Origin of the sequence: Microbacterium hibisci (assembly GCF_015278255.1) — a bacterium.
In the GTDB taxonomy this organism is placed as follows: Bacteria; Actinomycetota; Actinomycetes; order Actinomycetales; family Microbacteriaceae; genus Microbacterium; species Microbacterium hibisci.
Genome location: NZ_JADIJC010000004.1, coordinates 69009 through 95329, shown reverse-complemented (window position 1 = coordinate 95329; position 26321 = coordinate 69009). Strand labels below are relative to the sequence as shown.

At 72.0% G+C, this 26321-nt stretch carries 22 protein-coding genes; 18 read left to right on the top strand and 4 right to left on the bottom strand.

Annotation, left to right across the window (positions count from 1 at the left end):
• Positions 1-367: 367 nt before the first annotated feature.
• The 5 genes from IM770_RS08740 (at position 368) to IM770_RS08720 (ending at position 6782) form a co-directional block, all read left to right on the top strand.
• On the top strand, positions 368-3502 hold the full coding sequence (locus IM770_RS08740) for a M36 family metallopeptidase (protein WP_203580754.1): 3135 nt from the start codon (positions 368-370) through the stop codon (positions 3500-3502).
• Between the two features lie 227 nt (positions 3503-3729).
• Positions 3730-3990 (top strand): hypothetical protein, encoded by a 261-nt coding sequence (locus IM770_RS08735; RefSeq protein WP_203580753.1) that lies wholly within the window; start codon positions 3730-3732, stop codon positions 3988-3990.
• An 88-nt stretch (positions 3991-4078) separates the two neighbouring features.
• Positions 4079-5464: a pyridoxal phosphate-dependent decarboxylase family protein gene (locus IM770_RS08730; protein ID WP_203580752.1), complete on the top strand. Its 1386-nt coding sequence runs from the start codon at positions 4079-4081 to the stop codon at positions 5462-5464.
• 242 nt (positions 5465-5706) lie between these two features.
• The gene (locus IM770_RS08725) at positions 5707-6441 is read left to right on the top strand and encodes an acyl-CoA synthetase (RefSeq protein ID WP_203580751.1); all 735 of its coding nucleotides are present in this window, start codon (positions 5707-5709) and stop codon (positions 6439-6441) included.
• On the top strand, positions 6438-6782 hold the full coding sequence (locus IM770_RS08720; RefSeq protein ID WP_203580750.1) for an amino acid transporter: 345 nt from the start codon (positions 6438-6440) through the stop codon (positions 6780-6782). The genes IM770_RS08725 and IM770_RS08720 overlap by 4 nt, the downstream gene beginning before the upstream one ends.
• Before the next feature lie 135 nt (positions 6783-6917).
• Here the strand turns inward: IM770_RS08720 and purB are convergent, their stop codons facing one another.
• Both purB and IM770_RS08710 read right to left on the bottom strand, forming a co-directional pair.
• Positions 6918-8321 carry an adenylosuccinate lyase gene (gene purB, locus IM770_RS08715; protein ID WP_203580749.1) on the bottom strand — a complete coding sequence of 468 codons (1404 nt, stop codon included), beginning with the start codon at positions 8319-8321 and terminating at the stop codon, positions 6918-6920.
• A 67-nt stretch (positions 8322-8388) separates the two neighbouring features.
• Entirely contained in the window at positions 8389-8892 is a 504-nt protein-coding gene (locus IM770_RS08710; protein WP_203580748.1) for a low molecular weight protein-tyrosine-phosphatase, read from the bottom strand.
• Positions 8893-9056: 164 nt separating this feature from the next.
• On the opposite strand from IM770_RS08710, the gene IM770_RS08705 reads away from it, so the two are divergent.
• The 3 genes from IM770_RS08705 (at position 9057) to IM770_RS08695 (ending at position 13734) form a co-directional block, all read left to right on the top strand.
• A complete protein-coding gene (locus IM770_RS08705) occupies positions 9057-11726 on the top strand; it encodes an ExeM/NucH family extracellular endonuclease (protein ID WP_203580747.1) in 2670 nt (889 codons plus the stop codon).
• Positions 11727-11866: 140 nt separating this feature from the next.
• Positions 11867-12160 (top strand): hypothetical protein, encoded by a 294-nt coding sequence (locus IM770_RS08700; protein ID WP_203580746.1) that lies wholly within the window; start codon positions 11867-11869, stop codon positions 12158-12160.
• Positions 12157-13734, top strand: coding sequence for a hypothetical protein (locus IM770_RS08695; RefSeq protein WP_203580745.1), 1578 nt, complete (start codon positions 12157-12159; stop codon positions 13732-13734). Before IM770_RS08700 ends, IM770_RS08695 begins: the two co-directional genes overlap by 4 nt.
• Before the next feature lies 1 nt (position 13735).
• On the opposite strand, the gene IM770_RS08690 is transcribed toward IM770_RS08695, so the two are convergent.
• On the bottom strand, positions 13736-14125 hold the full coding sequence (locus IM770_RS08690) for a phage holin family protein (RefSeq protein WP_203580744.1): 390 nt from the start codon (positions 14123-14125) through the stop codon (positions 13736-13738).
• Between the two features lie 91 nt (positions 14126-14216).
• On the opposite strand from IM770_RS08690, the gene IM770_RS08685 reads away from it, so the two are divergent.
• From IM770_RS08685 to IM770_RS08670, 4 genes are all read left to right on the top strand, one after another.
• Positions 14217-15338 carry a histidinol-phosphate transaminase gene (locus IM770_RS08685; protein ID WP_203580743.1) on the top strand — a complete coding sequence of 374 codons (1122 nt, stop codon included), beginning with the start codon at positions 14217-14219 and terminating at the stop codon, positions 15336-15338.
• 50 nt (positions 15339-15388) lie between these two features.
• Entirely contained in the window at positions 15389-16516 is a 1128-nt protein-coding gene (locus IM770_RS08680; RefSeq protein ID WP_203581065.1) for a thiamine pyrophosphate-dependent enzyme, read from the top strand.
• Between the two features lie 131 nt (positions 16517-16647).
• The gene (locus IM770_RS08675) at positions 16648-17613 is read left to right on the top strand and encodes an alpha-ketoacid dehydrogenase subunit beta (protein ID WP_203581064.1); all 966 of its coding nucleotides are present in this window, start codon (positions 16648-16650) and stop codon (positions 17611-17613) included.
• Positions 17614-17735: 122 nt separating this feature from the next.
• Positions 17736-19103 (top strand): dihydrolipoamide acetyltransferase family protein, encoded by a 1368-nt coding sequence (locus IM770_RS08670; RefSeq protein ID WP_203580742.1) that lies wholly within the window; start codon positions 17736-17738, stop codon positions 19101-19103.
• Here the strand turns inward: IM770_RS08670 and IM770_RS08665 are convergent.
• Complete coding sequence (locus IM770_RS08665; protein ID WP_203580741.1) at positions 19051-20553, bottom strand: glycosyltransferase; 1503 nt, start codon at positions 20551-20553, stop codon at positions 19051-19053. The two genes, IM770_RS08670 and IM770_RS08665, sit on opposite strands and share 53 nt — an antisense overlap.
• 238 nt (positions 20554-20791) lie before the next feature.
• Between IM770_RS08665 and IM770_RS08660 the strand changes: the two genes are divergently transcribed.
• From IM770_RS08660 to IM770_RS08635, 6 genes are all read left to right on the top strand, one after another.
• Positions 20792-21811: a metal ABC transporter solute-binding protein, Zn/Mn family gene (locus IM770_RS08660; RefSeq protein WP_203580740.1), complete on the top strand. Its 1020-nt coding sequence runs from the start codon at positions 20792-20794 to the stop codon at positions 21809-21811.
• Positions 21808-22662: a metal ABC transporter ATP-binding protein gene (locus IM770_RS08655; protein ID WP_372430664.1), complete on the top strand. Its 855-nt coding sequence runs from the start codon at positions 21808-21810 to the stop codon at positions 22660-22662. Before IM770_RS08660 ends, IM770_RS08655 begins: the two co-directional genes overlap by 4 nt.
• Positions 22663-22723: 61 nt before the next feature.
• Positions 22724-23596 carry a metal ABC transporter permease gene (locus IM770_RS08650; RefSeq protein WP_203580739.1) on the top strand — a complete coding sequence of 291 codons (873 nt, stop codon included), beginning with the start codon at positions 22724-22726 and terminating at the stop codon, positions 23594-23596.
• Between the two features lie 279 nt (positions 23597-23875).
• On the top strand, positions 23876-24289 hold the full coding sequence (locus IM770_RS08645) for a Fur family transcriptional regulator (RefSeq protein WP_203580738.1): 414 nt from the start codon (positions 23876-23878) through the stop codon (positions 24287-24289).
• A 103-nt stretch (positions 24290-24392) separates the two neighbouring features.
• Complete coding sequence (locus IM770_RS08640) at positions 24393-25358, top strand: permease (RefSeq protein WP_203581062.1); 966 nt, start codon at positions 24393-24395, stop codon at positions 25356-25358.
• On the top strand, positions 25351-26310 hold the full coding sequence (locus IM770_RS08635) for a TIGR03943 family putative permease subunit (RefSeq protein ID WP_203580737.1): 960 nt from the start codon (positions 25351-25353) through the stop codon (positions 26308-26310). Before IM770_RS08640 ends, IM770_RS08635 begins: the two co-directional genes overlap by 8 nt.
• Positions 26311-26321 lie beyond the last annotated feature (11 nt).

Here is a 26321-nt window from a genome sequence, read left to right as displayed (position 1 = left end):
AGGGGACGAGCGGCGGCGCTTCTCCATTCCTGCTGGATCCCCGGCGCCGGCGACGCCGGCGGCGACGCCGACCGCGACGCGCCCCGAGACCCCCGCCACGAGCGTTCGCGCGCGGGACGGGCTGGCCGCCGGTCGATTCGACGCGCACCTTGTGGTGCGCCAGGGCGAGGACTATCGTGTCGGGCGCCAAGGACCGGCTCCAGCACCGCTCGGGGGTGCGCCGGCCCGCCGGGGGGCGATCGGCATGTCTGTGCGGCTGCGCGTGTTTTCTGTGGGGATCGGGACTCTTCTTGTCGGAGGGTTGTTCGCGTCGGGGCTCTCCCCCGCCGCGGCGGCCCCGCAGGACGACATCGGGCAGCCGCCAGGCGTGACCGTCCATCCGGCGAGCGGCCGCGTCGTGGCCGACCCGTCGGCCGGCGCGCTGACCGGCGCCAGCGACGCGCCACCGGCAGACGTCGCGCTCGCCTACGTGCGGGCGCACGCCGCCGATTTCGGGCTCGCCGGCGACGCGGCATCCGGAATCTACGTCCACAAGGAGCTGGCACTCTCGACCGGCGCCACCGCCGTCCATCTGGGCCAGCGGGTCGACGGTCTCCGCGTCCGCGACGCCGTCATGACCCTCGTGGTCGCGCCTGACGGCAGACTGCGTTCGGTCGCCGGGTTCTTCGCTCCGGGCGACGGCACCGGCACGGCTGCCGCCCTCACCGCGCAGGCGGCCATCGACGTGGCCGCCGACGCGCAGGATGCCGACGCGAGCCGCCCGCTGCGCGAGGCCGCGACGACCACTCCTTCGCCGCAGGAGTACCCGAACGTGTACGCCGAGGGGGTGACCGACCCGGCGCCGGTGACATCGGAGCTCGTCTGGTACCCGGGCGAAGACGGCACCGCGCTGCGCCTCGCGTGGCTCACCGACATCGAATCGTCGGGGCAGGCGTGGTTCGAGACGGTCGTCGACGCGAACACCGGCGAGGTCATCGACCAGCGCAGCCGGTACGCGCACGCCGCCCCGGAGGGCGACGTGTTCCGCGAGGAGCACCCCGAGGCGGCCGGCGCGACGCGCCAGACGACGTCGTTCTCGGGCATCAACGGCACCTGGGTCGACGACCGCACGACGAACGGCAACAACGTCAACGCCTACCTCGACCGCAACGACGACGACGCGAACAACGAGTACCAGCCGCAGACGGCCGCGAACGGGGATCCCGGCTATCAGCAGTTCTTCTACCCGTGGACGGACGCATGGCGCACGACGGCCGACGTCGACTCGCTCGCCGCGCTCGACGCCGACCGTGATGCGATCATCACGCAGCTCTTCTACTACACGAACGTCATGCACGACTGGCTCTACACGCACGGCTTCGACGAGGCGAGCGGCAACTTCCAGGTCGACAACTTCGGCAACGGCGGCTCGGGCGGCGATCCCGTGCTGGCCGAGGCGCAGGACGGCTGGGACTTCGGGTGCGTCGACGACAAGGACAACGGCGACCCGAGCGACGACGAAGACGTCCGCTGCCTCAACAACGCCAACTTCGGCACACCGGCGGAAGGCACGAGCCCACGCATGCAGATGTACATGTGGGCGCCGGGGCGGCCCTTCCGCGACGGCGACATGGACGGCGACGTCATCGCGCACGAGTACGGGCACGGGGTCTCGAGCCGGCTGGTCGGCGGCGGCGCGCTCGGCTACAACGACTTCGACCAGCGCGGCGCGCTCGGCGAGGGCTGGAGCGACGTCATCTCGTTCCTCAAGTGGGACGACGCCGTCGTCGGGGAGTACGTCACCGGCGACCCGGTCGACGGCATCCGCTCGGTCGGCTACGACATCTCGACGCGCACGTACCAGACGTACAACACGTCGTCCGACAGCGGTCACGGCAACGGCGAGATCTGGGCCGCGACGATCTACGACATCCGCGAGCTCTTCCCGGGCGGCGCCGAGGCGCTCGCCACGCTGGTGCTCGACGGCATGAAGGCGACGCCCGCGAGCCCCAACTACATCGACGCGCGCAACGCCCTGCTCACCGCCGACGACGACGCGAACCGCTGCCTCATCTGGTCGGCGTTCGCGGGTCGCGGCCTGGGCACGGCGTCGACCACCGGGCTCGACACCGTGCCGACGGCGAGCTCTGCCGTGCCGGCGGAGTGCGAGCCGACCGCCGACGCCGGGGGACCGTACGTCACGCCGGAGGGGACGGATGCCGCGCTCGACGGCACCGCCTCCGCCGCGGGCAGCGACCCCAGCGCCGGCGCGATCACCGCCTACGCGTGGGATCTCGACAACGACGGGCAGTACGACGATGCGACGGGTGCGACGCCGTCGTTCACGACGGTCGGCCAGGACGGGGTCTACCCGATCGGGCTGCAGGTGACGGACGAGTTCGGCCGCACCTCCACCGCCGCCAGCACGGTCACCGTCACCAACGTCGCGCCCACCGTGGCGATCGACGCGATCACGCCGATCGACGAGTTCGGCACCGTGACGGTCTCGGGCACGGTCACCGACCCCGGCTGGCTCGATGACCTGTCGGCCACGATCTCGTTCGACGACGGCGCGGCCGCGGTCGCCCTGGGCGGAGCGGAGGAGAACGCGCGCCCCGATGCGACGCTCGCCTTCTCGGTGCAGCACCAGTACGGCGACGACGGCGCGTACACCGTCGAGGTGTGCGCCGCCGACGACGACACGACCGGCAACTGCGACACCGCGATCGCCGCGGTGGCCAACGTCGATCCCACGGCGACGATCGACACCTCGGGCGAGGAGGTCTACGACGGCCAGAGCGCGTTCGTGCTCGAGGCGGGCGAAGAGCTCACCGTGCCGGCTAACTCGACGGACCCCGGCAGCGACGACCTCACCCTCACCTGGGAGTGGGGCGACGGCACCTCCGACAGCCAGACGTCGCTGGTCAACCCGCCCGCCGCCGATCCGGCCAAGTCCCCGAGCGTGCAGCCCCGCGACATCACGCTCGAGGCGAGCCACACCTACGGCGACGCGTGCCTCTACGAGCTCGGAGTCACGACCGAGGACGACGACGGCGGCGTCTCGCCGACCGACACGGCGGCCGTGGTCGTCACCGGCGACGCGACGGTGTCGAAGGGGCACGGCTGGTGGCTCAACCAGTACCGCGTGAAGAAGTCGAACGACTTCACCGCCGCTGAGCTGCAGTGCTATCTCGACATCGTGGGCTACTTCAGCCTGGTGTTCGACGAGGGGAAGGATGCCTCGACCCGCGCCGCGGCCACCCTCGTGCTGAACAACCCCGCGAAGGCGCCCGCCGACGTGATCTTCGACCAGCACGCCCTGGGCGCGTGGCTGAACTTCGCGAACGGCTCGGTGAGTCTCGACACGCCCGTCGACTCCGATGGTGACGGCACGCTCGACGGCACGTTCGGCGCTGTCATGCTGGCGGCGGAGACCGTGCGGATGAACCCCGCGTCGACGTCGGCGCAGATCAAGGCGCAGAAGGACGTCGTCGAGCGGATCGCGACCCAGAGCGGTGACTGAGGCGAGAAGGCGAGGGCGCGGTGGAGAGACGACGGCCGCCCGCCCTCGCGCTGCGTGCCCTCGCGCTGGTCGCGGCGCTCGCGGGGTGCGCGGCGCTCGCGGGGTGCGCGGGTGCCGGACCACCGACGGACACATCCACGGCCACGGCTGAGCCCTCGCCCGGCGGGCGCTCGCCGTCAGAGCCCTCGCCGTCCGGACCCCGCCCCTCAGACCCGGTCGCGCCGCCCGTGCCGCGGTTCATCGGCCCCGCCGACGACGGAAGCGCGTTCACGATGACGGTCGGGCAGACCACGACGCTGCGCCTCACCGACCCGGCGGCCGCCGAACCCGAGGCGGACGGCGTCGCAGTGCTCCTCATCCCGGTGGCGAGCGTGACGGCCCCCGGCGCACGCGAGTGGGAAGTCCGCGCCGTCGAAGCCGGCACGGCGGTCGTCCGATCGACGGGCGAGCCGCGATGGCAGGTCTCGCTGACCGTCGCGGAGGAGTGACCGGAGACGGATGCCGCGGCATCCGTCTTCTTGAACGCCGCCGCGTGCGCATCTAGCGTGAGGTGTCACCCGACCCACAGGAGCGTCCATGACCTCGCCCGCCGCAGCCGACCGCATGCACGCGATCTCGGCCGACACGCGCCACACCGTCGAAGACGTGCTCGAGTACGCGCGGCGGCGCGCGCTCTACGAGGACGTCCCGCTCGACAAGCCGCTGACGCCGCGCGACCTCGAGCGACTCGCGTCGCGCTCGATCACCCCCGACGGCATCGGGTCGCGCCGCGCGATCGCGCTCTTCGAGAACGTGCTCGCGCCGGCCTGCGTGTCGACCGACCACCCCGGGTACCTCTCGTTCATCCCCTCGGCGCCGAGCAAGGCCTCGCTGGCCTTCGACCTCGTGGTGTCGGCATCCGCCATCTACGGCGGCTCATGGATGGAGGGCGCCGGCGCGGTGTACGCCGAGAACGAGGTGCTCCACTGGCTCGCGGGCGAGTTCGGCCTGCCTGTCGGCGCAGGCGGGGTGTTCGTCCAGGGCGGCACCATCGGGAATCTCTCGGCGCTGGTGACGGCGCGGGATGCCGCACGCCGGCGCGCCGCGGAACACGGGCGCTCCACGCCGTCGCGGTGGGTGGTCGTGTGCAGCGCCGAGGCGCACTCGTCGATCGCGTCGGCGGCCGCCGTGATGGACGTCGACGTCGCGACCGCGGCCGTCGACGAGAACGGGCGCCTGCACGGCGACGCCGTCGCCCGGGTGCTCGACGAGCACGGCGACGCGGTGTTCGCGGTCGTGGCGACCGGGGGCACCACCAACTTCGGGATCGTCGACGACATCGCGAGCGTCGGCGCCGTCGCGCGGGAGCGCGGAGTGTGGTTCCACGTCGATGGCGCGTACGGCCTCGCCGCGATGCTCGTCGAGCGCCTGCGACCCGCATTCGCCGGCGTCGAGCTCGCCGACTCGGTCATCGTCGACCCGCACAAGTGGCTGTTCGCGCCCTTCGACGCGTGCGCCCTCATCTACCGCGAGCCCGCGCTGGCGCTGTCGGCGCACACGCAGAAGGCCGAGTACCTCGACACCCTCACCGGCAAGCCGGACTGGAACCCGTCCGATCTCGCGGTGCAGCTCACTCGACGGGCGCGCGGCCTCCCGCTGTGGTTCTCGCTCGCCACCCACGGCACCGCGCAGTACCGCGCCACGATCGAGTACGGCATCGACCTCGCCCGGCGCATCGCCGACGAGATCGAAAGTCGTGACGGGCTGTCGCTCGTACGGGATCCGGAGCTGTCGGTCGTGGTCTTCCGCCGCGAGGGCTGGACCCTCGCCGACTACGAGGCCTGGTCGAACCGCCTGCTCGACGAGCAGCACGCGTTCGTCGTGCCGAGCTCGCACGCCGGCGAGCCCGTGCTGCGCTTCGCGATCATCTCGCCCCTCACGACCTTCGAGCTGCTCACCGGGATCCTCGACACCCTGACGTGACGGATGCCGGCGGTTGCGGCATCCGTCTCCGCCGATGTCGGTCTGCCAGATCAGGAGATCTGACGGAGGCAGGACGATTCCCGCCCGATCGTCCTGTACCGGCGAGATCGCCTGATCTCGAAGTCCGCTGCACGCATGGACGCCGGGGAGCGAGCCGGCTGCCGGAAGCTCTCAGCCGGGACGCACGTAGACTGGGGGCATCCGTTCTCGCTCCTGAGAACCCGCCGCTCCGCAGGATCACCGTGACCTCAGCCGAATCCCGCACGTTCGCCGTGCGCCACGTGCAGCTCGCACGCGCCGCCTTCGCGGCCCTCGCGGCACTCATGATCACGTTCTCGCCCGACCACTCGGCTGCCGTCGGCGGCTCGGTCTTCAGCGGATTCGCGATCGCCACGGGCCTGGTGCTGCTGCTGTCGGTGTGGCTCGTGTACCCCAGGGGTCGACGCTGGCCCGCCGCTGCTCTGGGCGGCGTCACGGTCGTCGCGGGCATGGCGAGCGGCCTCTACCCGCTGCGCACCGCCACCGGGTTCTTCGTCATCGTGATCGCGTGGGCGCTCCTGAGCGGACTGCTCGAGGTGATCGCCGGCTGGCGGGGGCTCACCGCGGGCCGCGCGCGCCGCGAGATCGCGCCGGGCGTCGCCGACGTGCGGCCGCCGGCGCCGGTGGGCCCGCGCTCCGAGAGCCGCGACGCCGTCGTCGTCGGTGCGATCACGCTGCTGCTCGGCGTCGCGCTGCTGTTCGTGCAGCCCGCCTACGCCCTCGACTACACGATCGAAGAGGCGCACCAGACGTTCACCCTCACCGGCGTCACGATCGGCGTCGGCCTGTTCGGCGGCTACGCGGCGATCGTCGCGGTGTACCTCGGCATCGCCGGCTTCTCGCCGCGCGCCGAGACGCCGCCCGCGGACGCACCCGACGACGCTGACGCGGAAGCACCCGTGACCGCCGACCCCACACCGCAGAAGGACTCCGCGTGAGCCACGAAAGCCCCACCCGCCGCGACCTGATGAAGCCCCTGCAGCTGCTCGGGCTCGCCTTCGGCGCCGCCCTGTTCGCGGGGATCGTGACGCTCGTGTCGATGGGCTTCTTCCAGCAGCGCACCGCCGAAGAGGCCCAGCGCGCGGTCGTCACCGCCCTGGTCATCGCCGGCATCAGCTTCATCGCCGTGCTGCTCATCGTGTCGCTGCTGCTCCTGGCCGTCGACCCCGCGCAGGTGGCGAAGCAGATCGACAAGCCGGTGCTCTTCGACGACGACTCCGACGCCGCCGGTCGTGATGAGAATCCGGATGCCGCGGCATCCGGTGATCCGAAGCGCTGAGCCCGCTCGGATCTCAGCCGCGCGACCCGTTCCCAGCGCCCGCGCCGGCGTCGCTCGAGCCGTTCGAATCGCGCACTTCGCAGCTTCCGGCGCTGAAAAGCGCCAAGTGCGCGATTCGAAACCGAGGATCCGGCCTCAGGCCTGCGGGCCCTCGACGACCAGGTACTCGCCCACGAGCTGTGACGCCAGGCCGGCGTAGCTCGCCGGGGTGAGCGCGAGCAGCCGCTCCTTCGCGTCGTCGCCGATGTCGAGGCCGCGCACGAACTCCGCGAGCTCGGGGGCGCCGACGCGGCGTCCGCGCGTGAGGTCTTTGAGGAGCGCGTAGGGGTCGCTGATCTGCGACCGGCCGGCGGCGATCTCGGCCCGCACGACGGTCTGGATCGCCTCGGCGAGCACCTCCCAGTTGGCGTCGAGGTCGGCCAGCAGCACGTCCTCGGCGAGCGAGATCTCGGTGAGCCCTCGCTGCAGGTTGTCGAGCGCGAGCAGCGAGTGGCCCAGCGCGACGCCGATGTTGCGCTGCGTCGTCGAGTCGGTGAGGTCGCGCTGCAGGCGGCTGGTCACGAGGGTCTGCGACAGGGTCGCCAGCAGCCCGCCCGCGATCTCGAGGTTGGCCTCGGCGTTCTCGAACCGGATCGGGTTGATCTTGTGCGGCATCGTCGACGAGCCGGTGGCGCCGGCAACCGGGATCTGCGTGAAGTAGCCGATCGAGATGTACGTCCAGATGTCGGTGGCGAGGTTGTGCAGGATGCCGCCCGCGTGCCGCACGCGGTCGTACAGCTCGACCTGCCAGTCGTGTGACTCGATCTGGGTGGTGACCGGGTTGAAGTCCAGTCCCAGCGACTCGATGAACTCGAGCGAGATGTGCGGCCACTCCGCGTCGGGGTCGGCCGCCAGATGCGCAGACCACGTGCCGGTCGCACCCGAGAACTTCGCGAAGAACTCACCGCCGGCGATCTGCGCGGCCACCCGCTCCAGTCGCCATACGAAGACGCCCAGCTCCTTGCCCATGGTCGACGGCGTCGCGGGCTGGCCGTGCGTGCGCGACAGCATCGCGGCGTCGCGGTGGTCCACGGCCAGCTGCCGCAGCGCGGCGATCACCCGCTCGAGCTTGGGCAGCCATACGCGCTCGACCGCGCGCTTGACGGTGAGCGCGTACGACGTCGAGTTGATGTCCTCGCTCGTGCACGCGAAGTGCGTGAGCTCGGCGATGGCGTCGAGGCCCAGTGTCGACAGCCGGTCGCGCACGAGGTACTCGACGGCCTTCACGTCGTGACGGGTCACCGCCTCCTTCTCGGCCAGCCAGTCGATCTCGGCCTGCCCGAACTCGAGGTACAGCGCACGCAGCCGGGCCTTGTCGTCGTCGGACAGCGGCGACGTGCCGAACAGCGACCGGTCGGTGAGGGCGATGAGCCACTCGACCTCGACCTCGACGCGGGCGCGGTTCAGGCCCGCCTCGGAGAGGTACTCGCCGAGCTCGCCGACGGCAGGGCGGTAGCGCCCGTCGAGAGGGCTGAGCGGCTGCGGGGGAAGAGAAGTCATGAGAGCTCCCGTCGGTCTCGGGGATCCTGCGGAGAGGACCAGGAGGACGACCGTCGATCCGGTGTCATCACACCGGGCGGATGGCGGGTTCGAGTTGCCGGAAGAGCGCCCGGCTCGCGCTCTCGATCATACCGAGCACCTCGTCGAACATTCCGGGGCCGGCATAGTACGGATCGGGGACGTCGAGCGTGTGGGCGCCCGGGTCGAACGAGAGCAGCAGCGCGATCTTGTCGGCGTCGCCCTCGGTGCGGGCCCACCCGCGCAGGATCCGCTCGTGGCTGCGGTCGAGCGCGACCACGAGGTCGCTGCGGGCGAAGTCGGAGTGCGTGAACTGCCGGGCGCGGTGATGGGTGCCGTCGTAGCCGGCGCGCTCGAGCGCCTCGATGGTGCGCAGGTCGGCCTGCTCGCCCACGTGCCAGTCGCCGGTGCCCGCGCTCGTCGAGGCGACGCGCGCGCCGAGGCCTGCGGCATCCGCGAATCCACGGAAGACCACGTCGGCCATCGGCGAGCGGCAGATGTTGCCGGTGCAGACGAACACGACGCGGAACGGCGCCACGTCGCTCGCGGTCATGGGTCCCATTCTGGACCGACCCGACACCGAACGTTAAGGATCTCTCCTCCTGGGGTCTTCCGGTGACGGATGCCGCTCGCCTAGCTTGTCTCAGACGGGGAGGCGAACCGGCCTGCCCTTTTCCAGGCGCGGTCCACCGGCCGCCGTCGTCACGTGGAGGTTTCGTGTCCCAATCACCCCGCAGAGCGGCAGCGGCGATCGCTGCGCTCTCCCTGGCCGCCACGGGCGTCGTGGCCTTCGCCGCACCGGCCGCCGCGGCACCCGGCGATCTGCTCATCAGCGAGTACGTCGAGGGCTCGTCCAACAACAAGGCCATCGAGATCTACAACCCGGGCACCACGGCGGTCGACCTCGCCGCCAGCGGGTACAAGCTGCAGCAGTTCACCAACGGCAGCGGCGCCGCGTCGATCACGATCAATCTGACGGGCAGCGTCGCCCCGGGTGACGTCTTCGTGTTCGCGCACAGCCTCGCCGACGCGGCGATCCTCGCCCAGGCCGACCAGTCCGCCAACCTCGGCCTCTTCAACGGCAACGACGCCGTCGCCCTGGTCAAGGGCACCACCGCCGTCGACGTCATCGGCCAGATCGGGTTCGACCCCGGCACCCAGTGGGGTGCGGACCTCACCTCCACGGCCGACAATACGCTTCGCCGCAACCTCAGCGTCGTCGTGGGCGACGAGGACGGCAGCAACCCCTTCGACCCCGCGGCGGAGTGGACCGGCTACGCCACCAACACCTTTGACGGGCTGGGCTGGCACGGCGCCGCGCCCGAGCCCGAGCCCGACCCGGTCGCCGACTGCAGCGCCGAACCGGTCAAGGTCGGGGTCGTGCAGGGCTCCGGCACGGCGTCGCCGATCCTGGGGCAGGACGTGCTCGTCGAGGGCGTCGTCGTGGCCGACTTCCAGACCAGCGACCTCGACGGCTTCTACCTGCAGGGCGACGCCGACGGCGACCCGGCGACCTCGGACGGCATCTTCGTGTACCAGCAGGACGCCGACAACGCCCCCGGGAACGGCGACGGCATCGTCGATGTCGCCGTGGGCGACGTCGTGAGCGTCGCGGGCTCGGTCGCGGAGTTCCAGGGCAACACGCAGGTCGTCGCCGACGACACCGCGGTCTGCGGCACGGCGCCGGTGCCGGCCCCCGTTGCGCTCACCCTCCCCCTCACCGACGCCAAGCGCGAGCAGGTCGAGGGCATGCACGTCACGCTCACCCAGTCGCTCGTCGTCGGCGAGTACTTCGAGTTCGGCCGCTTCAACACCGTGACGGTCGCACCGGAGCGCCAGTACCAGTCGACCCACACGTACGAGCCGGGCACGCCCGAGCAGGCGGCGCTCGCCGCAGCGAACCTCGCCGCGCAGATCATCGTGGACGACGCCCGCTCCCGCCAGAACCCGGATCCGCTCCGCCACCCGAACGGCGAGCCCTACACGCTGCAGAACCTGCTGCGGGGCGGCGACGTGCTCACGGGTGTCACCGGCATCCTCGACCAGCGCGTGCGCACCGGCGACACCAACCCGCAGGTGTTCAGCTACGGCATCCAGCCCACCGCTCCCATCGGCTACCAGGTCGCGAACCCGCGACCGGAGGCCCCCGAGGTCGGCGGCGATCTGAAGGTCGCGAGCTTCAACGTGCTCAACTACTTCACGACGCTGGGCTCGCGCGGCGCGGAGAACCCGACCGAGCTCGCGCGGCAGCAGGCGAAGATCGTGTCGGCGCTCGCCGAGATCGACGCCGACGTCTTCGGGCTCATCGAGATCGAGAACAACGGCGATGCCGTGCCTCCGGCGGTCCCGGCGGTCGAGACGCTCACGAACGCGCTCAACGCCGTCGTCGGCGCCGGCACGTACTCCTACATCGCCACCGGCAAGATCGGCACCGACGTCATCACCACGGCCTTCGTGTACAAGACCGCGACGGTGACCCCGCTCGGTGCGCACCAGCTGCTGACGTCGAAGGTCGACCCGCGCTTCATCGACACGCTGAACCGGCCGGCCCTCGCTCAGACGTTCGCCGCGGTGGAGGGCGGCGAGCCGGTGACGGTCGTCGTCAACCACCTGAAGTCGAAGAGCTCCGCGTGCGACGAGGTCGGCGACCCCGACACCGGCGACGGTCAGGGCAACTGCGCGGTGACCCGCACGAACGCCGCCGCGGCGATGGTGGACTGGCTCGCGACGGACCCGACCGGCTCGGGCTCGCCCGACCGCTCGATCGTCATCGGCGACCTGAACGCGTACGCCAAGGAGGACCCGATCCGCGTCTTCACCGACGCCGGCTACACCGACCTGCTCGACGAGCACCAGGGTGACGACGCGTACTCGTACGTCTTCGACGGGCAGCTGGGCTATCTCGATCACGCGCTGGCCGCCCCCGGCCTCGCCGCTGATGTGACGGATGCCTCGACCTGGGCGATCAACGCCGACGAGCCGAGCGTGCTGGACTACAACACCAACTTCAAGCCCGCGAGCCAGGTGACCGGGCTCTACGCGCCCGACGCGTACCGGTCGAGCGACCACGACCCGGTGATCGTCGGCATCGACCTCGACACGACGCCGCCCGTGGTGACCCTCACCGCGACGCCCGACCGGATCTTCCCGCCCAACGGCAAGCTCCGCGAGGTGACGGTCGAGGTCGGCGTCGAGGACGAGAGCGACGTCACCGTCGAGCTCGTGTCGGCCGAGGCGATCGGTGCCAAGGCCGAGGTGACGACGGTGGACGACACGACCTTCGAGATCGTCGCGGCCAACAAGTCCGTCTACCGGTTCACGTACACGGTGACGGATGCCGCGGGCAATGCCACGACCGAGACCGTCGAGGTGGTCGTGGGCCGCTAGCGGCTCGCCCTCGGGTCGAGGGGGCGTCGTTCCGGCAGCGGAGCGATGCCCCCTTCTCCACATCCCCGCCGCCGGCGGGATTGTCCACCGGTCGGTCGCCGGGCCGGCCGCGTGCGCTCGGCTCCGGCGACGATCGAGGGGTGACCTACTCCCCGTTCCCCGCATCGACCGCTGACCGACTGGACGCTCTCGCGCGCGACGTCGCGCGGCTGATCGAACGGATCACGGATGCCGCGCTCGTCGCCCGCGGACTCCCCGAGGTCGTGGACTGGCAGGCGAAGTCCGCGACGGCGTTCCACGAGCGGGCGACCACGTGGGCGGGCGACGTCTCAGGGCTCGCCTGCCTGGCCGAGACGGTGAGGTTCGACACGCTGCGCGCCCGTGACCGCGCGGCCTTCGTCGAGTCGCTCTCGGGCCGGGCGGTGGGGCGGTGAGCGGGGCCGTGCCGGCGCCCGACGTCCGGCACGACCCGAGCGTCGCGGAGCCGGGCCGCCTCGGTCAGAACGAAGGGCTCGTCGGCCTGGCGGCCGACCACTGGCCGCGCGTCGACGACGGCCTGCAGATCCGCGGCGGCGGCGCCGTCGCGGTCGACACCGCGACGCTGTCCGAGGCCGCGGTGCGCTTCGACACCGTCCGCGACCAGCTCGCCGAGATCGACGAGCGCCTGTGCACGCTGCAGAACAGGCTGGGCGTCGTGCCGGAGCACGGCGCCGACGCCCGGGCGTCGGCAGCCGTCCTCGCGACCAGGCTCGAGGCGGCACGCGTCGAAGCCGACGCCATCGCACGGGCGCTCCGCGAAGCGGCGTACGCGTACCTGATGGTGGAGCTGCAGGCGGCGCACCGGGCGGCGGTGCTGGCCGGCGACGCGGAAGGGGCTGCGCGGATCGACGCGCGAGTGAGCGCGCTCGTGGACGCCCACCCCGACGCGTGGCGGATGGCGCTCGGCGCGGAGTTCGGGCGCGCCGTCATGTGGCCCTCCGAGCTCGTGCGTCAGTCGACGCAGTGGGGTGTCGCCGCGGGAGGCGAATTCGGCGATCCGGCCGCCATCGCGCTCGGGGCGGGCGCCGGGCTCCTCACACTCGGCGGCGCCGCCGTAGCCGGCGTCGCGGCCGCGGGCAGGCTCTCACGCGACGCGCGGCTGTCAGGTACCGCAGGGCCCGTCACCGTGACCCGGGTCGCGCCGGCGGCGCCGGGCAGCGTCGGCGCGGCGGTGGCACCGGTCGGGGCGGGCGTCGCGGGGGTGGCGCTTGGGGTAGGAGTCTCGGAGGCCGCGGCGCGAGCGGCGGGAGGCTTCGCCGGCGATCCGGCCACGGTGAGGAGGGCAGCCTCGGTCGCGCCGGCGACGCTGGCGGCGGTGGCCGAGCGGATGCCGGGGTCGGGTGACTCCCGCGTGCGCGTCGAGCGCTACACCATGGCGGACGGGTCGCGGCAGTACGCGGTCTACATCGCCGGCATGCAGTCGCAGGGGGCGGGCGGGAAGGAGCCGTGGGACAACGCCTCGAACGTGGAGCTGTACGCGGGGAGGAAGTCGGACTCGTACGCCGCGACCGAGGCGGCGCTGGCCGCGGCCGGGGTGCAACCCGGCGACGCCGTGCACGTGTTCGGGTTCTCGCAGGGAGCGATGATCGGCTCGCACCTCGCGCTCGAGGGCGCCTACGACACCCGCACCCTCGTGTCGTTCGGCTCCCCCGTCGAGGCCGATGTCGGCCCCGGCACGCTCAGCGTCTCGGTGCGGCACACCGACGACCCGGTCGTCGCGCTCGCGGGCGGCGGACACCCGCAGGCGGTGGGCGCACCGGGCAGCTTCATCGCGGAGTACGTGTCGGATCCCGGGGTCGAGCTCGACGACGCGCAGCTTCCGGCACATCGCCTCGCGGCCTACGCCGAGACGGCCGCGCTCGTCGACGCGTCCCGCGACCCCCGCGTCGACGGGCTCCGTGACGTGTTCGGCGAGCTGGCGCGCGCCGAGACGGTGGAGGTGACCGAGTATGCCGCGACGCGCGGCTGAGTCAGTCCTTGCGCGGGCGGAGGATGATGCCGAAGATCCAGTTGATCAGCGTGATGATCACGGCCGCGACCACGCCCCACCAGAAGTCCTCGACGCGCAGGCCCCAGTTCCAGAAGCTCGTCAGCCACGCGGTGAGCCACAGCAGGAACGCGTTGATGATCAGGCCGATGAGACCGAGCGTGAGGATGTAGAGCGGGAACGCGAGCACCTTGATCACGGTGCCGATCACCGTGTTCACGATCGCGAAGATCGCTGCGACGATCAGCAGCGTGAGCACGAGCTGGAGCGTCTCTCCCGGCGGGAACGGGATCACGGAGACCTGGAGCGCCGGGATCAGGGTGACGACCCAGATCGCGAACGCGTTGATGACGACGCGGATGAGGAAGCCCATAGTGGGGCCAGTCTTCCACGGCGGCCCCCGGGGGCCAATGGCGACGCACCGGCCCGAGACGCGGCATCCGTCCCGCTCGTAGACTCGGGGCGTGACCGACGCTCCCGAGATCCCCGTCCGCGTGCGCCCCGAGGTCGCCGCGCTCCCTCCGTACAAGCAGGGGCGGCAGGCCGGCGCCGACGCGTTCAAGCTGTCGAGCAACGAGAATCCCTTCGACCCGCTTCCCGGCGTGCTCGAGCGGGTGCAGGGGGCGACCGCGCTCAACCGCTACCCCGACGCGACCGCGGCCCGCCTGCGCGAGCGCCTGGCGGAGCGCTTCGGAGTCGGCACCGACGCGGTCCACATCGGCGCGGGCAGCGTGTCGATCCTCGCCCAGCTTGTGCTCGCGACGTCGGGTCCGGGCGACGAGGTCGTCTACGCGTGGCGCTCGTTCGAGGCGTACCCGTGGCTCGCGGTCGTCGCCGGTGCGACCGCCGTGCAGGTTCCCCTCGCCGAAGGCGCGCGGCACGACCTCGACGCGATGGCGGCGGCGATCACCGAGCGGACGCGCGCGGTCCTGGTGTGCAGCCCGAACAACCCGACCGGTCCGATCGTCACCCAGGCCGAGTTCGACGCATTCGTCGAGCGGGTGCCCGCCGACGTGCTCGTGATCCTCGACGAGGCGTACGCCGAATTCGTCACCGACCCCGACGCGGTCGACGGCCGCCGTGTGCTGGCGAGCGCAGCACACCCCAACGTCGTGGTGCTCCGCACCTTCTCCAAGGCCTACGGCCTGGCGGCGCTGCGGATCGGCTACGCGATCGGGCACCCGCGGGTGCTCGACGCCGCGCGCAGCACCGCCATCCCGCTGTCGGTCACTGCGCACGGCGAGGAGGCGGCGCTGGCGAGCCTCGACGCCGAGGACGAGCTGCTGCAGCGCGTGCGAGTGATCGCCGACCGGCGCGATCGCCTGGCCGCCGGCCTGCGCGATGCGGGCTGGAACGTGCCGGAGGCGCAGGGCAACTTCGTGTGGCTCGCCGCCGGCGATGAGACCGCGGTCTTCGCCACGGCCTTCGAGGAGGCCGGGGTGATCGTGCGCCCGTTCGCGGGTGACGGCATCCGAATCTCGGTCGGCGAAGAGGAATCTGTGGAGAAGGTCCTAGGGATCGCAGCATCCGTTGTGAAGAACCTCCCGGAAGGCCACGCGGGGGTGCGGGCTAGCGTAGAACGGTGACCCCGCCTGAAGACTCGGTGACGACCGGCGCCACGGCACCTTCGGAACCTGTGACTCCCGAAGACCCCGCACTCGTCCGCTTCCTGGAGGCGGACGGCACGTTCGCCCCGACACCGGCGGCCGAGCGCTACCGCGCCGCGGTCGACGCGCTCGGCGACGCCGAACTCGAGACGTTCTACCGCGACATGGCGGTCATCCGCGCGTTCGACGTGCAGGCGACCAACCTGCAGCGGCAGGGCCAGCTCGCCCTGTGGCCGCCGAGCTACGGCCAGGAGGCGGCGCAGGTCGGCTCGGCCCGCGCCGCCCGGCCGCAGGACCACATCTTCCCGTCGTACCGCGAGCACGTGGTCACGAAGATCCGCGGCGTCGACCCGATCGACATCATCCGTGTGATGCGCGGACTCACGCACGGCGGGTGGGACCCGACCGATCCGAAGAACGGCAACACGCACATCTACACGCTCGTGCTCGGGTCGCAGACCCTGCACGCGACCGGGTTCGGGATGGGACTCGTGTTCGACGGCCGCTGCGGCACCGGCGACCCCGACCGCGACGAGGCCGTGGTCGTGTACTACGGCGACGGCGCCTCGAGTCAGGGCGACGTGCACGAGGCGATGGTCTTCGCCGCCAGCTACCGCACGCCCGAGATCTTCTTCCTGCAGAACAACCAGTGGGCGATCTCCGTGCCCGTCGCGACGCAGTCGCGCTCGCCGCTGCACAAGCGGGCCGAGGGGTACGGCATGCCGAGCGCTCTGATCGACGGCAACGACGTGCTCGCGAGCTGGGCGGTGACGCGCGCCGCGCTCGACGAGGCCCGCGCCGGCCAGGGGCCCCGGGCGATCGAGGCCATGACCTACCGCCTCGGCGCGCACACGACGAGCGACGACCCCACGAAGTACCGCACGCAGGACGAGGAGGAGTCGTGGCGCCGTCGCGACCCGATCGCCCGCATGAAGGCATTCCTCCAGGGGCGCGGCGCCTCCGACGCGTTCTTCGCCGACGTCGACGCCGAGTCGCAGGCGCTGGCCGACGACGTCCGCACGCGCACCAACGCGCTGGGCGGGCTCGAGGCGGACTCGATGTTCGCGCACGTCTACGCCGAGCCGCACCCGGTCATCGAAGAGCAGCGACGCTGGCTCGCCGACTACGAGGCATCCTTCGAGGGAGGCGCATCGTGACCCTGCAATCCCGGTCGTCGAGCGAAGAGCTCCGCGACGAGACGGCACGCGCCGCGCACGCGCCGGCAGCCCCGGCCGCGAGCACACCGGAGGCGCCGGCGGCGTCGGCCGAGGCATCCGCCGTCCGCACCATGCCGTTCAGCCGCGCGATCAACGCGGGACTGCGGGCAGCCCTCGCCGGCAGCGACCGCGTGCTGCTGATGGGTGAAGACATCGGCAAGCTCGGCGGCGTCTTCCGTGTGACCGAGGGTCTGCAGGCCGAGTTCGGCGAGCAGCGCGTGCTCGACACCCCGCTCGCCGAGTCGGGGCTGGTCGGCACCGCGATCGGCCTGGCGATGGCCGGCTTCCGGCCCGTCGTCGAGATCCAGTTCGACGGGTTCGTCTTTCCCGCGTTCGACCAGATCACCACGCAGCTCGCGAAGCTCACCAATCGCCACGAGGGCGCGCTGCAGATGCCCGTCGTCATCCGCATCCCCTACGGCGGCCACATCGGCGCGGTCGAGCACCACCAGGAGAGCCCCGAGGCGTACTTCACGCACACGGCCGGACTGCGGGTCGTGAGCCCATCGACGCCGAACGACGGCTACTGGATGATCCAGGACGCGATCGCCTCGCCCGACCCCGTCGTCTTCCTCGAGCCCAAGAGCAAGTACTGGCAGAAGGGCGAGGTCGACACATCGGCGCGCGCCCTGCCGCTGCACGCGTCGCGCGTCGTGCGCCGGGGCACCGACGTCACCCTCGTCGGCCACGGCGCGATGGTGACCACGATGCTGCAGGCCGCCGTGCTCGCCGAGGCCGAGGGCACGAGCATCGAGGTCGTCGACCTCCGCTCGCTCTCGCCCGTGGACTACGACCCGATCCTCGACTCGGTGCGCCGCACCGGCCGCATGGTCTACGCGCAGGAGGCGCCGGGCTTCACGTCGCTGGGCTCCGAGGTCGCCGCGACCGTCATGGAGCGCGCCTTCTACGCGCTCGAGGCGCCGGTGCTGCGCGTGTCGGGCTTCGACACCCCGTTCCCGGCGGCCAAGCTCGAGGGCGCGTACCTCCCCGATGCCGACCGCATCCTCGAGGCCGTCGACCGTTCCCTGGCCTACTGACCCACCCCTGCCGTGCCCCTGACCGCGAGAATCCATCTGGACGACGAGACTGTGGGTGATCCCCGCGGTCTCGGCCCCCAGATGGAGTCTCGCGGAAGGGGCGGCGGATGGAAGGAGCTCCGATGAGCACGCAGACCTTTGTCCTCCCCGACGTCGGCGAGGGACTCACCGAGGCCGAGATCGTCCAGTGGCGGGTCGCCCCGGGCGACGCCGTGGCCGTGAACGACGTGCTCGTCGAGATCGAGACCGCCAAGTCGCTCGTCGAGCTGCCCTCGCCCTTCGCGGGCACCGTGGGCGAGCTGCTCGTGGCCGAGGGCGACACCGTCGACGTCGGTGCGGCGATCATCACGATCGCTTCGGAGACGGATGCCGCGTCCCCGGCGACCGTCGGACAGTCCGAGCACGGCGAGCCCGCCGACGCCGCGGGAGAGGGTGCGGTCCTCGTCGGCTACGGGACGGGCGGGCACGTCCAGTCACGGCGGCGCAAGCCGGCTGTGCCCGCGGAGGAGCGGGTCGCGGCATCCGTCGGCGTCATCGCCAAGCCGCCCATCCGCAAGCTCGCGCGCGACCTCGGCGTCGAGCTCGCCGCGGTGACCCCGAGCGGCCCGGCGGGCGAGGTGACCCGCGACGACGTCGTGCGTCACGCGTCGCAGGCGAGCGTGTTCCGCAACATCGAGACGCCCGAGTGGGGCGACGTGCGCGAGGAGACGATCCCGGTGGCCGATCGCTCGGCTGCGCCGGCCGGCCCGGCGTCGGTCGCCCCCTCGATTCCCGCGCCCGATGCGGCCGGCCGCGAGGAGACCATCGCGGTCAAGGGCGTGCGCAAGGCCACGTCGTCGGCGATGGTGCAGTCCGCCTATTCGGCGCCGCACGTCTCGGTGTGGACCGACGTGGACGCCAGCCGCACCATGGAGCTCGTCAAGCGGCTGAAGACGTCGCCCGACTTCGCAGACGTCAAGGTGTCGCCGCTGCTGATCATGGCGCGCGCGGTGATCTGGGCCGCCCGGCGCACGCCGATGGTGAACGCCGCGTGGGTGGACGCCGAGGGCGGCGCGCAGATCCGCGTGCGGCGCTACGTCAACCTGGGCATCGCCGCAGCCACCCCACGCGGCCTGCTCGTGCCCAACATCAAGGACGCGCAGGATCTCTCGATGCGCGACCTCGCCCGGGCGCTCGAGAAGCTCACGCTCACGGCGCGCGAGGGCAGGACCACCCCGGCCGACCAGCAGGGCGGCACCATCACGATCACGAACATCGGCGTCTTCGGCATGGACGCGGGAACGCCCATCATCAACCCGGGCGAGGCCGGCATCGTCGCGCTCGGCACGATCCGTCAGAAGCCGTGGGTCGTCGAGGGCGAGGTGCGCCCCCGCTGGGTGACGACGGTCGCGGGCTCGTTCGATCACCGGGTGGTGGACGGCGACGGGATGTCGCGCTTCATCGCGGATGTGGCGTCGATCCTCGAAGAGCCTGCGCTGCTGCTCGACTGACGCGCAGGGCGCGCCCGGCCGCCCGGCGCAGCAGCGACGGGCCTTCGCGCCGGCGGCGCTCCTCGTGCCGCCGCACGGCGGCCTCCTGCACGTCGATCCAGCGCTCGAGCACGGACTCCTCGTCATAGGCCTGCGCAGTGTGGCGGGCGCTGCGCCGCATCGCGGCGAGGCGGTCGTCGGGGAGGACGCACAGCGAGGTGAGCGCGGCGGCCGCGGCCGCGATGTCGCCGTCGGGGACGAGCCAGCCCGACCGCCCCTCGCGGATCACCTCGGCGGGTCCGTACGCGATGTCGTAGGCGACGGGGATGCACCCCGCTCCCATCGCCTCCAGGAGCGCGAGCGATGTGCCCTCGGAGCGGCTCGTGAGCAGCGTCCACGACCCGCGCGCGAAGCCGTCGGCGCCATCCGCGGCATAGCCGGCGAAGGTCGCGGCTTCCGCCAGCCCGAGGCGGGCGGCCTCGGCCTCGAGGCGGGCGCGCTGCGACCCGTCGCCGAGGATCTCCGCCGTGACGGGCACACCCAGGGCGCGCACGCGCGCGATCACCTGGAGGGCGTGGTCGATGCGCTTGAGGGCGGAGAGCCGCGTCGCGATGACGCCGTGCAGGCGATCGGGCGGGAGGCGCGGCATCCACTCGGGGATCGTCACGGCGTTGGGGACGACGTCGAGGTTGCCGATGTCGCCGACCGCGGCGATCGCCGCCGCCCGCTGCCGATCGGTGAGGAAGGCCACGGCGTCCCACCGCTCCAGGTGCTCGAAGATGTCGCGCCGCGACGCGGTGAGCCGGCCCTGCGCATCGTGGTGGGCGCCGTGCACCAGGTGGATGCGGGTGACGTGCGGGCGCCGATAGTGCTGCATCCAGCGCGCGGCCGTCTTGCTGTCGACGATCGCCACCGTGGGCCGGCCGGCGACGAGTTCGTCGAGCCACGCGAAGCGGAAGCGGCGCACGCTCGCCCACTGCCCCGTCGTGCGCTCGGCGGCGTCGAACGACGTGACCACGCGGTGGGATGCCTCGGGGTGAGGGCGCTGCTCCAGCACCGCGAGGCTGCCGTCGGCGCGGCGGTGCTCCACGCGCGCGAGTGCCGCGCCGTCGCGCCAGCGAAGGACCGTGCCGGAGGCGGTGTCGTTCACCTCGTCGGGTGGCCGCTCCGCCGGCGCCGGAAGCGCGTCGACCGGACAGGGTTCGTCCGCGCGGCGACGGAAGTCCTCGTAGATGTTGCGCAGCCCGACGCCGCCGGCGAGCTCGCCGCGTGCCTCGAGCTCGGCGCGCACCGCGCCGTAGTCCGGGCGCGGCTCGAAGGTGACGACCTCCGCGCGCGCGCCGGCCGCGGCGAACAGCCGCGATCGGTGCAGCAGAGCCTCCGTCATGCCGCCGAAGCGGTCGGGGATGCCCCACGTCACCGCCAGCTGCCGCGACGGCAGCGCGTTGGCCGGGGGCACGGGGTCGGTCATGCCGGTCACCGTAGGACGGTGAGCGGCCCTTCGCCTTCGGGCTTGACGCGGTGGACGGCGGCCGGTAACGGGGTGGGCCGCGTGGAGTCCGCGGCGCCGGGGCGGGGCCCGCGCACGCCGGCCGGAGCCCGCGGAGCCGCGCTGGACCGGGCCGGCTGGGCGGCCGGCCGAGGATGAGCAGCAAGCACGATCGGGGTGCCGATTCGAGAACGATTCTCATTAGCGATAGGCTTGGTGCATGACCTCCCCTCGACGTTCCGTGATCCTGCTCGGCCTGGCGGCGGCATCCGTCGTCACCCTCGCCGGCTGCGCCACCACTCCGGCAGCCGGCGACGACGAGGGCGACGGGCGCATCACGGTGGTCGCCTCGACCAACGTCTACGGAGAGATCGCGTCGGAGATCGGCGGCGACCTCGTCGACGTGACCTCGATCGTGACCAACGAGTCGCAGGATCCGCACTCGTTCGAGCCGAGCGCCCGCGACCAGCTGTCGGTGTCGAAGGCCGACCTCATCATCGAGAACGGCGGCGGCTACGACGCCTTCATCGACGGGCTCATCGAGTCCAGCGGCACCGACGCGCACGTGATCACGGCCGTGGAGTACTCGCACGACTGGCCCGAGAACGAGGGCCACGACGACGAGGCCCACGCCGCGGACGCCGAGGAGACCGCGCCGGCGGAAGACGAGCACGCCGACGAGGACCACGACCACGGCGACCACGGGCACGTCGAGGGCTTCAACGAGCACGTCTGGTACGACCCGCACACCATCGCCCACGTGGCCGAGGCGATCGCGGAGGAGCTCGGCGAGCTGAGCCCCGACGCCGCCGAGACCTTCGCCGCGAACGCGGCGGCCTTCGCCGCCGAGGTCGAGGGCCTCGAGGCGTCGCTGGCCGACATCGAGGCCGCGCACGGCGGCGAGAAGGTGTTCGTCACCGAGCCCGTGCCCGTCTACCTCATCGAGGCCGCGGGCCTCGAGAACGCGACGCCCGAGGCGTTCAGCGAGGCGGTCGAAGAGGGGCAGGATGTCGCGCCCGCGACCCTGCTCGAGTCGCTGGCGCTCGTCCGCGACGGCGGCGTGAGCGTGGTCATCACGAACACCCAGACCGGTGGCGCCGAGACGCAGGAGATCGTCGGCGAGGCGGAGGGCCTCGACATCCCGGTGATCGCGTTTTCGGAAACGCTCCCGGAGGGGGAGACTTACATCTCGTGGATGCAGGCGAACATCGAGGCGCTCAGCACGGCGCTGCAGGCGTGACGCCCGGCTCCGCGCCCTCCTCGCGCGGCGTCGACCGACGCCGGCCGCCGGTCCTCAGCATCCGCGGTGCCGCCCTCCAGCGCGGCGGTAGGGAGCTCTGGTCGGGCCTCGACCTCGACGTGCACCCCGGCGAGCTCGTCGCGGTGCTGGGCCCGAGCGGCTCGGGCAAGACCACGCTGCTGCGCGCCATCCTCGGGCTCGAGCCGCTCTCGCGCGGCGAGATCACGGTGGGCGGTGCGGCGGTGGAGCGTCGCGGCAGCCGCAGCATCGGGTACATCCCGCAGGCACGCCCGCTGCCGCGCGACACTTCCCTCCGCGGGCGCGACCTCGTCACGCTCGGGGTGGACGGCCACCGCTTCGGCCTTCCGATCCCCCGCCGGGGCGACCGCGCGCGGGTGGACGCCCTCATCGAGGCCGTCGGCGCCACGGGCTTCGCGGACCGGCCCGTGGGTCAGCTCTCGGGGGGCGAGCAGCAGCGGCTGCGCGCCGGTCAGGCGCTGGCGGACGACCCGCGGCTGCTGCTGTGCGACGAGCCGCTCACCAGCCTGGACCTCGCGAACCAGCAGGCGGTCATCGGGCTCATCGACCGCCATCGGCGGGAGAAGGATGCCGCGGTGCTCCTCGTCACCCACGACATCAACCCGCTCCTGGGCAAGGTCGACCGCATCCTGTACATCGCGAACGGCCGCTTCACGCTGGGGACCCCGCAGGAGGTGCTCCGCTCCGACGTGCTGACGGCGCTGTACGGAGCGCACGTCTTCGTGCTGCGGGCCGGCGATCGCCTCGTGGTGGTGGGCGCACCCGATGCCGAGGCATCCCATCACCATCACGACCATGAGGCGCATGAATGAGCGGCACCCACGATGCAGCTCGTACACTATGTACCTCGTTCACTATGAGCAGGGCGCACGAATGAACTGGAACGACATCGCCGACGCGATGTTCGGCGGCCTGCCGTTCTATGGCGAGATCCTGGCGCTGGTGTCGAACTCGGTGTGGGCGGGGGCGGTGCTGGGCCTCGTCGGCGGCCTGGTCGGCGTGTTCGTCATGCAGCGCGACATGGCCTTCGCGGTGCACGGCATCAGCGAGCTGTCGTTCGCCGGCGCGGCCGCCGCCCTCCTCATCGGGTGGGACGTCGTCACCGGGTCGATCGTCGGCTCGCTCATCGCCGCCGCCATCATCGGTGTACTCGGCGCCAAGGCCCGCGACCGCAACTCGATCATCGGCGTGCTGATGCCGTTCGGCCTGGGTCTCGGCATCCTGTTCCTCTCGCTCTACGACGGCCGCAGCGCCAACCGGTTCAGCCTGCTCACGGGGCAGATCGTGTCGGTGCAGACCGGTCAGCTCGGGTGGCTGATCGGCATCGGCGCCGTCGTGCTCGTCGGCCTGCTGCTCATCTGGCGCCCGCTCCGGTTCGACTCGCTCGATCCGCAGTCGGCGGCGGCGCGCGGCGTGCCGACCACCGCGGTCTCGCTCGGCTTCATGCTGCTCCTCGGGCTCATCGTCGCGGTCGCGGTGCACATCATCGGGGCGCTCCTGGTCATGGCGCTGCTGGTCACGCCGGCCGCCGCGGCGATGCGCGTCGCGTCGGGTCCGCTGTCGGTGCCGCTGCTGTCGGCGCTCTTCGGGTTCGTCTCGGCGGTGGGCGGCATCCTGCTCGCGATCATGGGCACGCTGCCGGTGAGCCCGTACATCACCACGATCTCGTTCGTCATCTACGTCGTGTGCCGCGTCGTGGGCGCCCGCCGCGACCGCGTGACCCGGGTGACCGCCGCGACCGCGTGACCGGGTGGCCGCGACCGCGTGAGCCCCCGGTGGCGGCGGGCGTGCGAGCTGGGGCTTCGGGCCCACGACACGCGGAATCGCGCGTGGGATCCGGCGTGTTGCGCCACATGAACCGGGGCCCCCGGCGCCGAGTGCGTGCGGGCTGGGCCTCGGGTGTCACGACACGCGGAATCGCGCGTCGGATTCGGCGTGTTGCGCCACATGAACCGGGGCGGCCGCGCAAGAGCCACATCCCCGGCGCCCGGCCGACGCTCAGGACCCGTCGGTAGACTCGCCCCTATGGTCCAGCGCAATACGTGGCAGCGCGAACGCGTGCGCGAAGCGCTGTCGGACGCCCGCGGATTCGTCAGCGCGCAGTCGCTGCACGCCACCCTCCGCGACGAGAACACCGGCATCGGACTGGCCACGGTGTACCGCGCGCTCGCCGGTCTCGCGGCGCAGGGCGAGGCCGATTCGCTGCAGAGCCCCGAGGGCGAGGCGCTCTACCGTGCCTGCACCAGCAGCGGCCACCACCACCACCTGATCTGCCGCTCCTGCGGACTGACCGTCGAGATCGAGGCGACGGACGTCGAGCAGTGGGCGAAGCGCACCGCCGAACGTCACGGGTTCCGTGACGCCGAGCACGTCGTCGACATCTTCGGGCTCTGCGGGACGTGCGCCGCCGCCCGGGACGCCGAGCGTGACGCGGACTGATCCCGGCACGCGCGGGTCGCAGCGAACATCCTCGGGTTCGTCGCGGCAGCGCTACGAACCGGCGACCGCGCGCCTCGAGCCGTCCCCCCAGGCGCGCGCGGCGCTGTGGCTCGGCATCGGCATCCTCGTCGTCGCCGGCACCTTCCTCATCGACTGGCTGGCGCCTGCGCTCTTCACCGACCCCCTCTCCACGCGCGCGCAGGACGGCCTGACGCTCGCGATCAGCGTGCTCATCGAGTCGCTGCCGTTCGTCGCGCTCGGCGTCGTGCTGTCGATCGTCGTGCAGGTGTGGGTGCCGGCGGGTGTCATCGAGCGATGGATGCCGCGCCGCGCGTGGGCCCGTCGCGCGGTGCTGTCGCTCCTCGGGATGCTGGTGCCGGTGTGCGAGTGCGGCAACGTGCCCTTCGCGCGCGGGCTGCTGATGCGCGGATTCTCGGTGCCCGAGACGCTGACGTTCCTCATCGCGGCGCCGATCGTGAACCCGATCGTGATCATCACGACGCACCAGGCGTTCGGCTTCAGCGACGGCATCCTCGTCGCGCGCCTCCTCGGCGGGTACGCGATCGCGAACCTCATCGGATGGCTGTATTCGCGGCATCCGTCCCCGGACGCCCTGCTGACCGACCGGTTCCGCGACACGTGCGAGCTCGTGCTGCACGAACCGGGCGGCAAGTGGCGGCGCACGCTGGCGCAGTTCATCATCGAGCTGCGCGCGGTGATGCCGGCGCTGGTCATCGGATCGGCGCTCGCCGGCGCCGTGCAGGTGCTGATCCCCCGTGACGCGCTGCTCGCGATCGGGGCGAACCCGGCGCTGTCGATCGTCGCGATGATGGCGCTGGCGATGGTCGTGGCGATCTGCTCAAACGTGGACGCCTTCTTCGCGCTCTCGTTCGCCTCGACCTTCACGCCCGGGTCGATCGTGGCGTTCCTGCTCGTCGGTCCGCTCGTCGACGTGAAGATGCTCGCGCTCATGCGCACCACGTTCACGTGGCGCACGCTCGGCGGCATCGTCGTCGTCGTGGTGCTGTCGGCGTTCGCGATCGGGACGGCGGTGAACCTCCTTGCGTAAGGCCGGATTCGTCGGAACGCGCTGGCTCGGCGTCGGGCTCGCCGCGGTGCTCGCCGTCGTCACGATCTCGCTGGCGCTCACCGGCCAGCTCGGGCTCTACATCAATCCGGACTCGACCTGGTTCGCGGTCTCGATGGCGGTGCTGGTGCTCGTGGGCACGATCGCGTCGTTCGCGCTGCCGCTCGGCGCCGAGGCCGACCACGGCCACGACCACGGGGACGAGCGTGTGGATCGCCGAGGCGTTGCGTCTGCGGGCGCTGGAGCGCCCTCCGCTCAACGACCGGGGGCAGAGGCGCGGCTCCTCGCGAGCAACGAGCCGGACGGAACGCCTGGGCGCGGTCACGACCACGGCCGCGGCGAGATCTCGACGCTGTTCCTCCGTCACGAAGACGACAGCGACCACGACCGTCACGACGCGCACGAGCACCACGCCCACGTCTTCCGCAGCCATCCCGTCGCGGTCGCGGCGACGGCGGTCGGCGGGATCGCGGCATCGGGCGTCGTGCTCCTCACCCTCGTGCTGCCGCCCGCATCGCTGTCGGCCGAGCTCGCCATGTCGCGCGACGTCGGGGCGACGCCGCTGTTCGGCGGCGCCGACACCATCCAGCTCGCCTCGACCGGCGACACGGCGTCGTTCGGGGTCGGCGAGTGGGCGACGGTGTTCGCCACCGCCACGAATCCGGAGGCGTTCGACGGAGACCCGATCGAGCTCACCGGATTCGTCACACCGGGCGAGGACGGCGCCTTCGACCTCACGAGGCTGGTGATCACGCACTGCGTCATCGACGCGCAGCCGGCGAGCCTGCCGGTCGTCGCCGCCGGCGGCGCACCTGCCACGGGGCAATGGGTCTCGATCAGCGGCACGGTGCGCTCGTCGTCGGACGGGCGGCTCGTGGTCGACGCGGCCGCGGTCGAGGAGATCTCCGAGCCGCAGGATCCGTATGAGTACTGACGGTGCTTCCC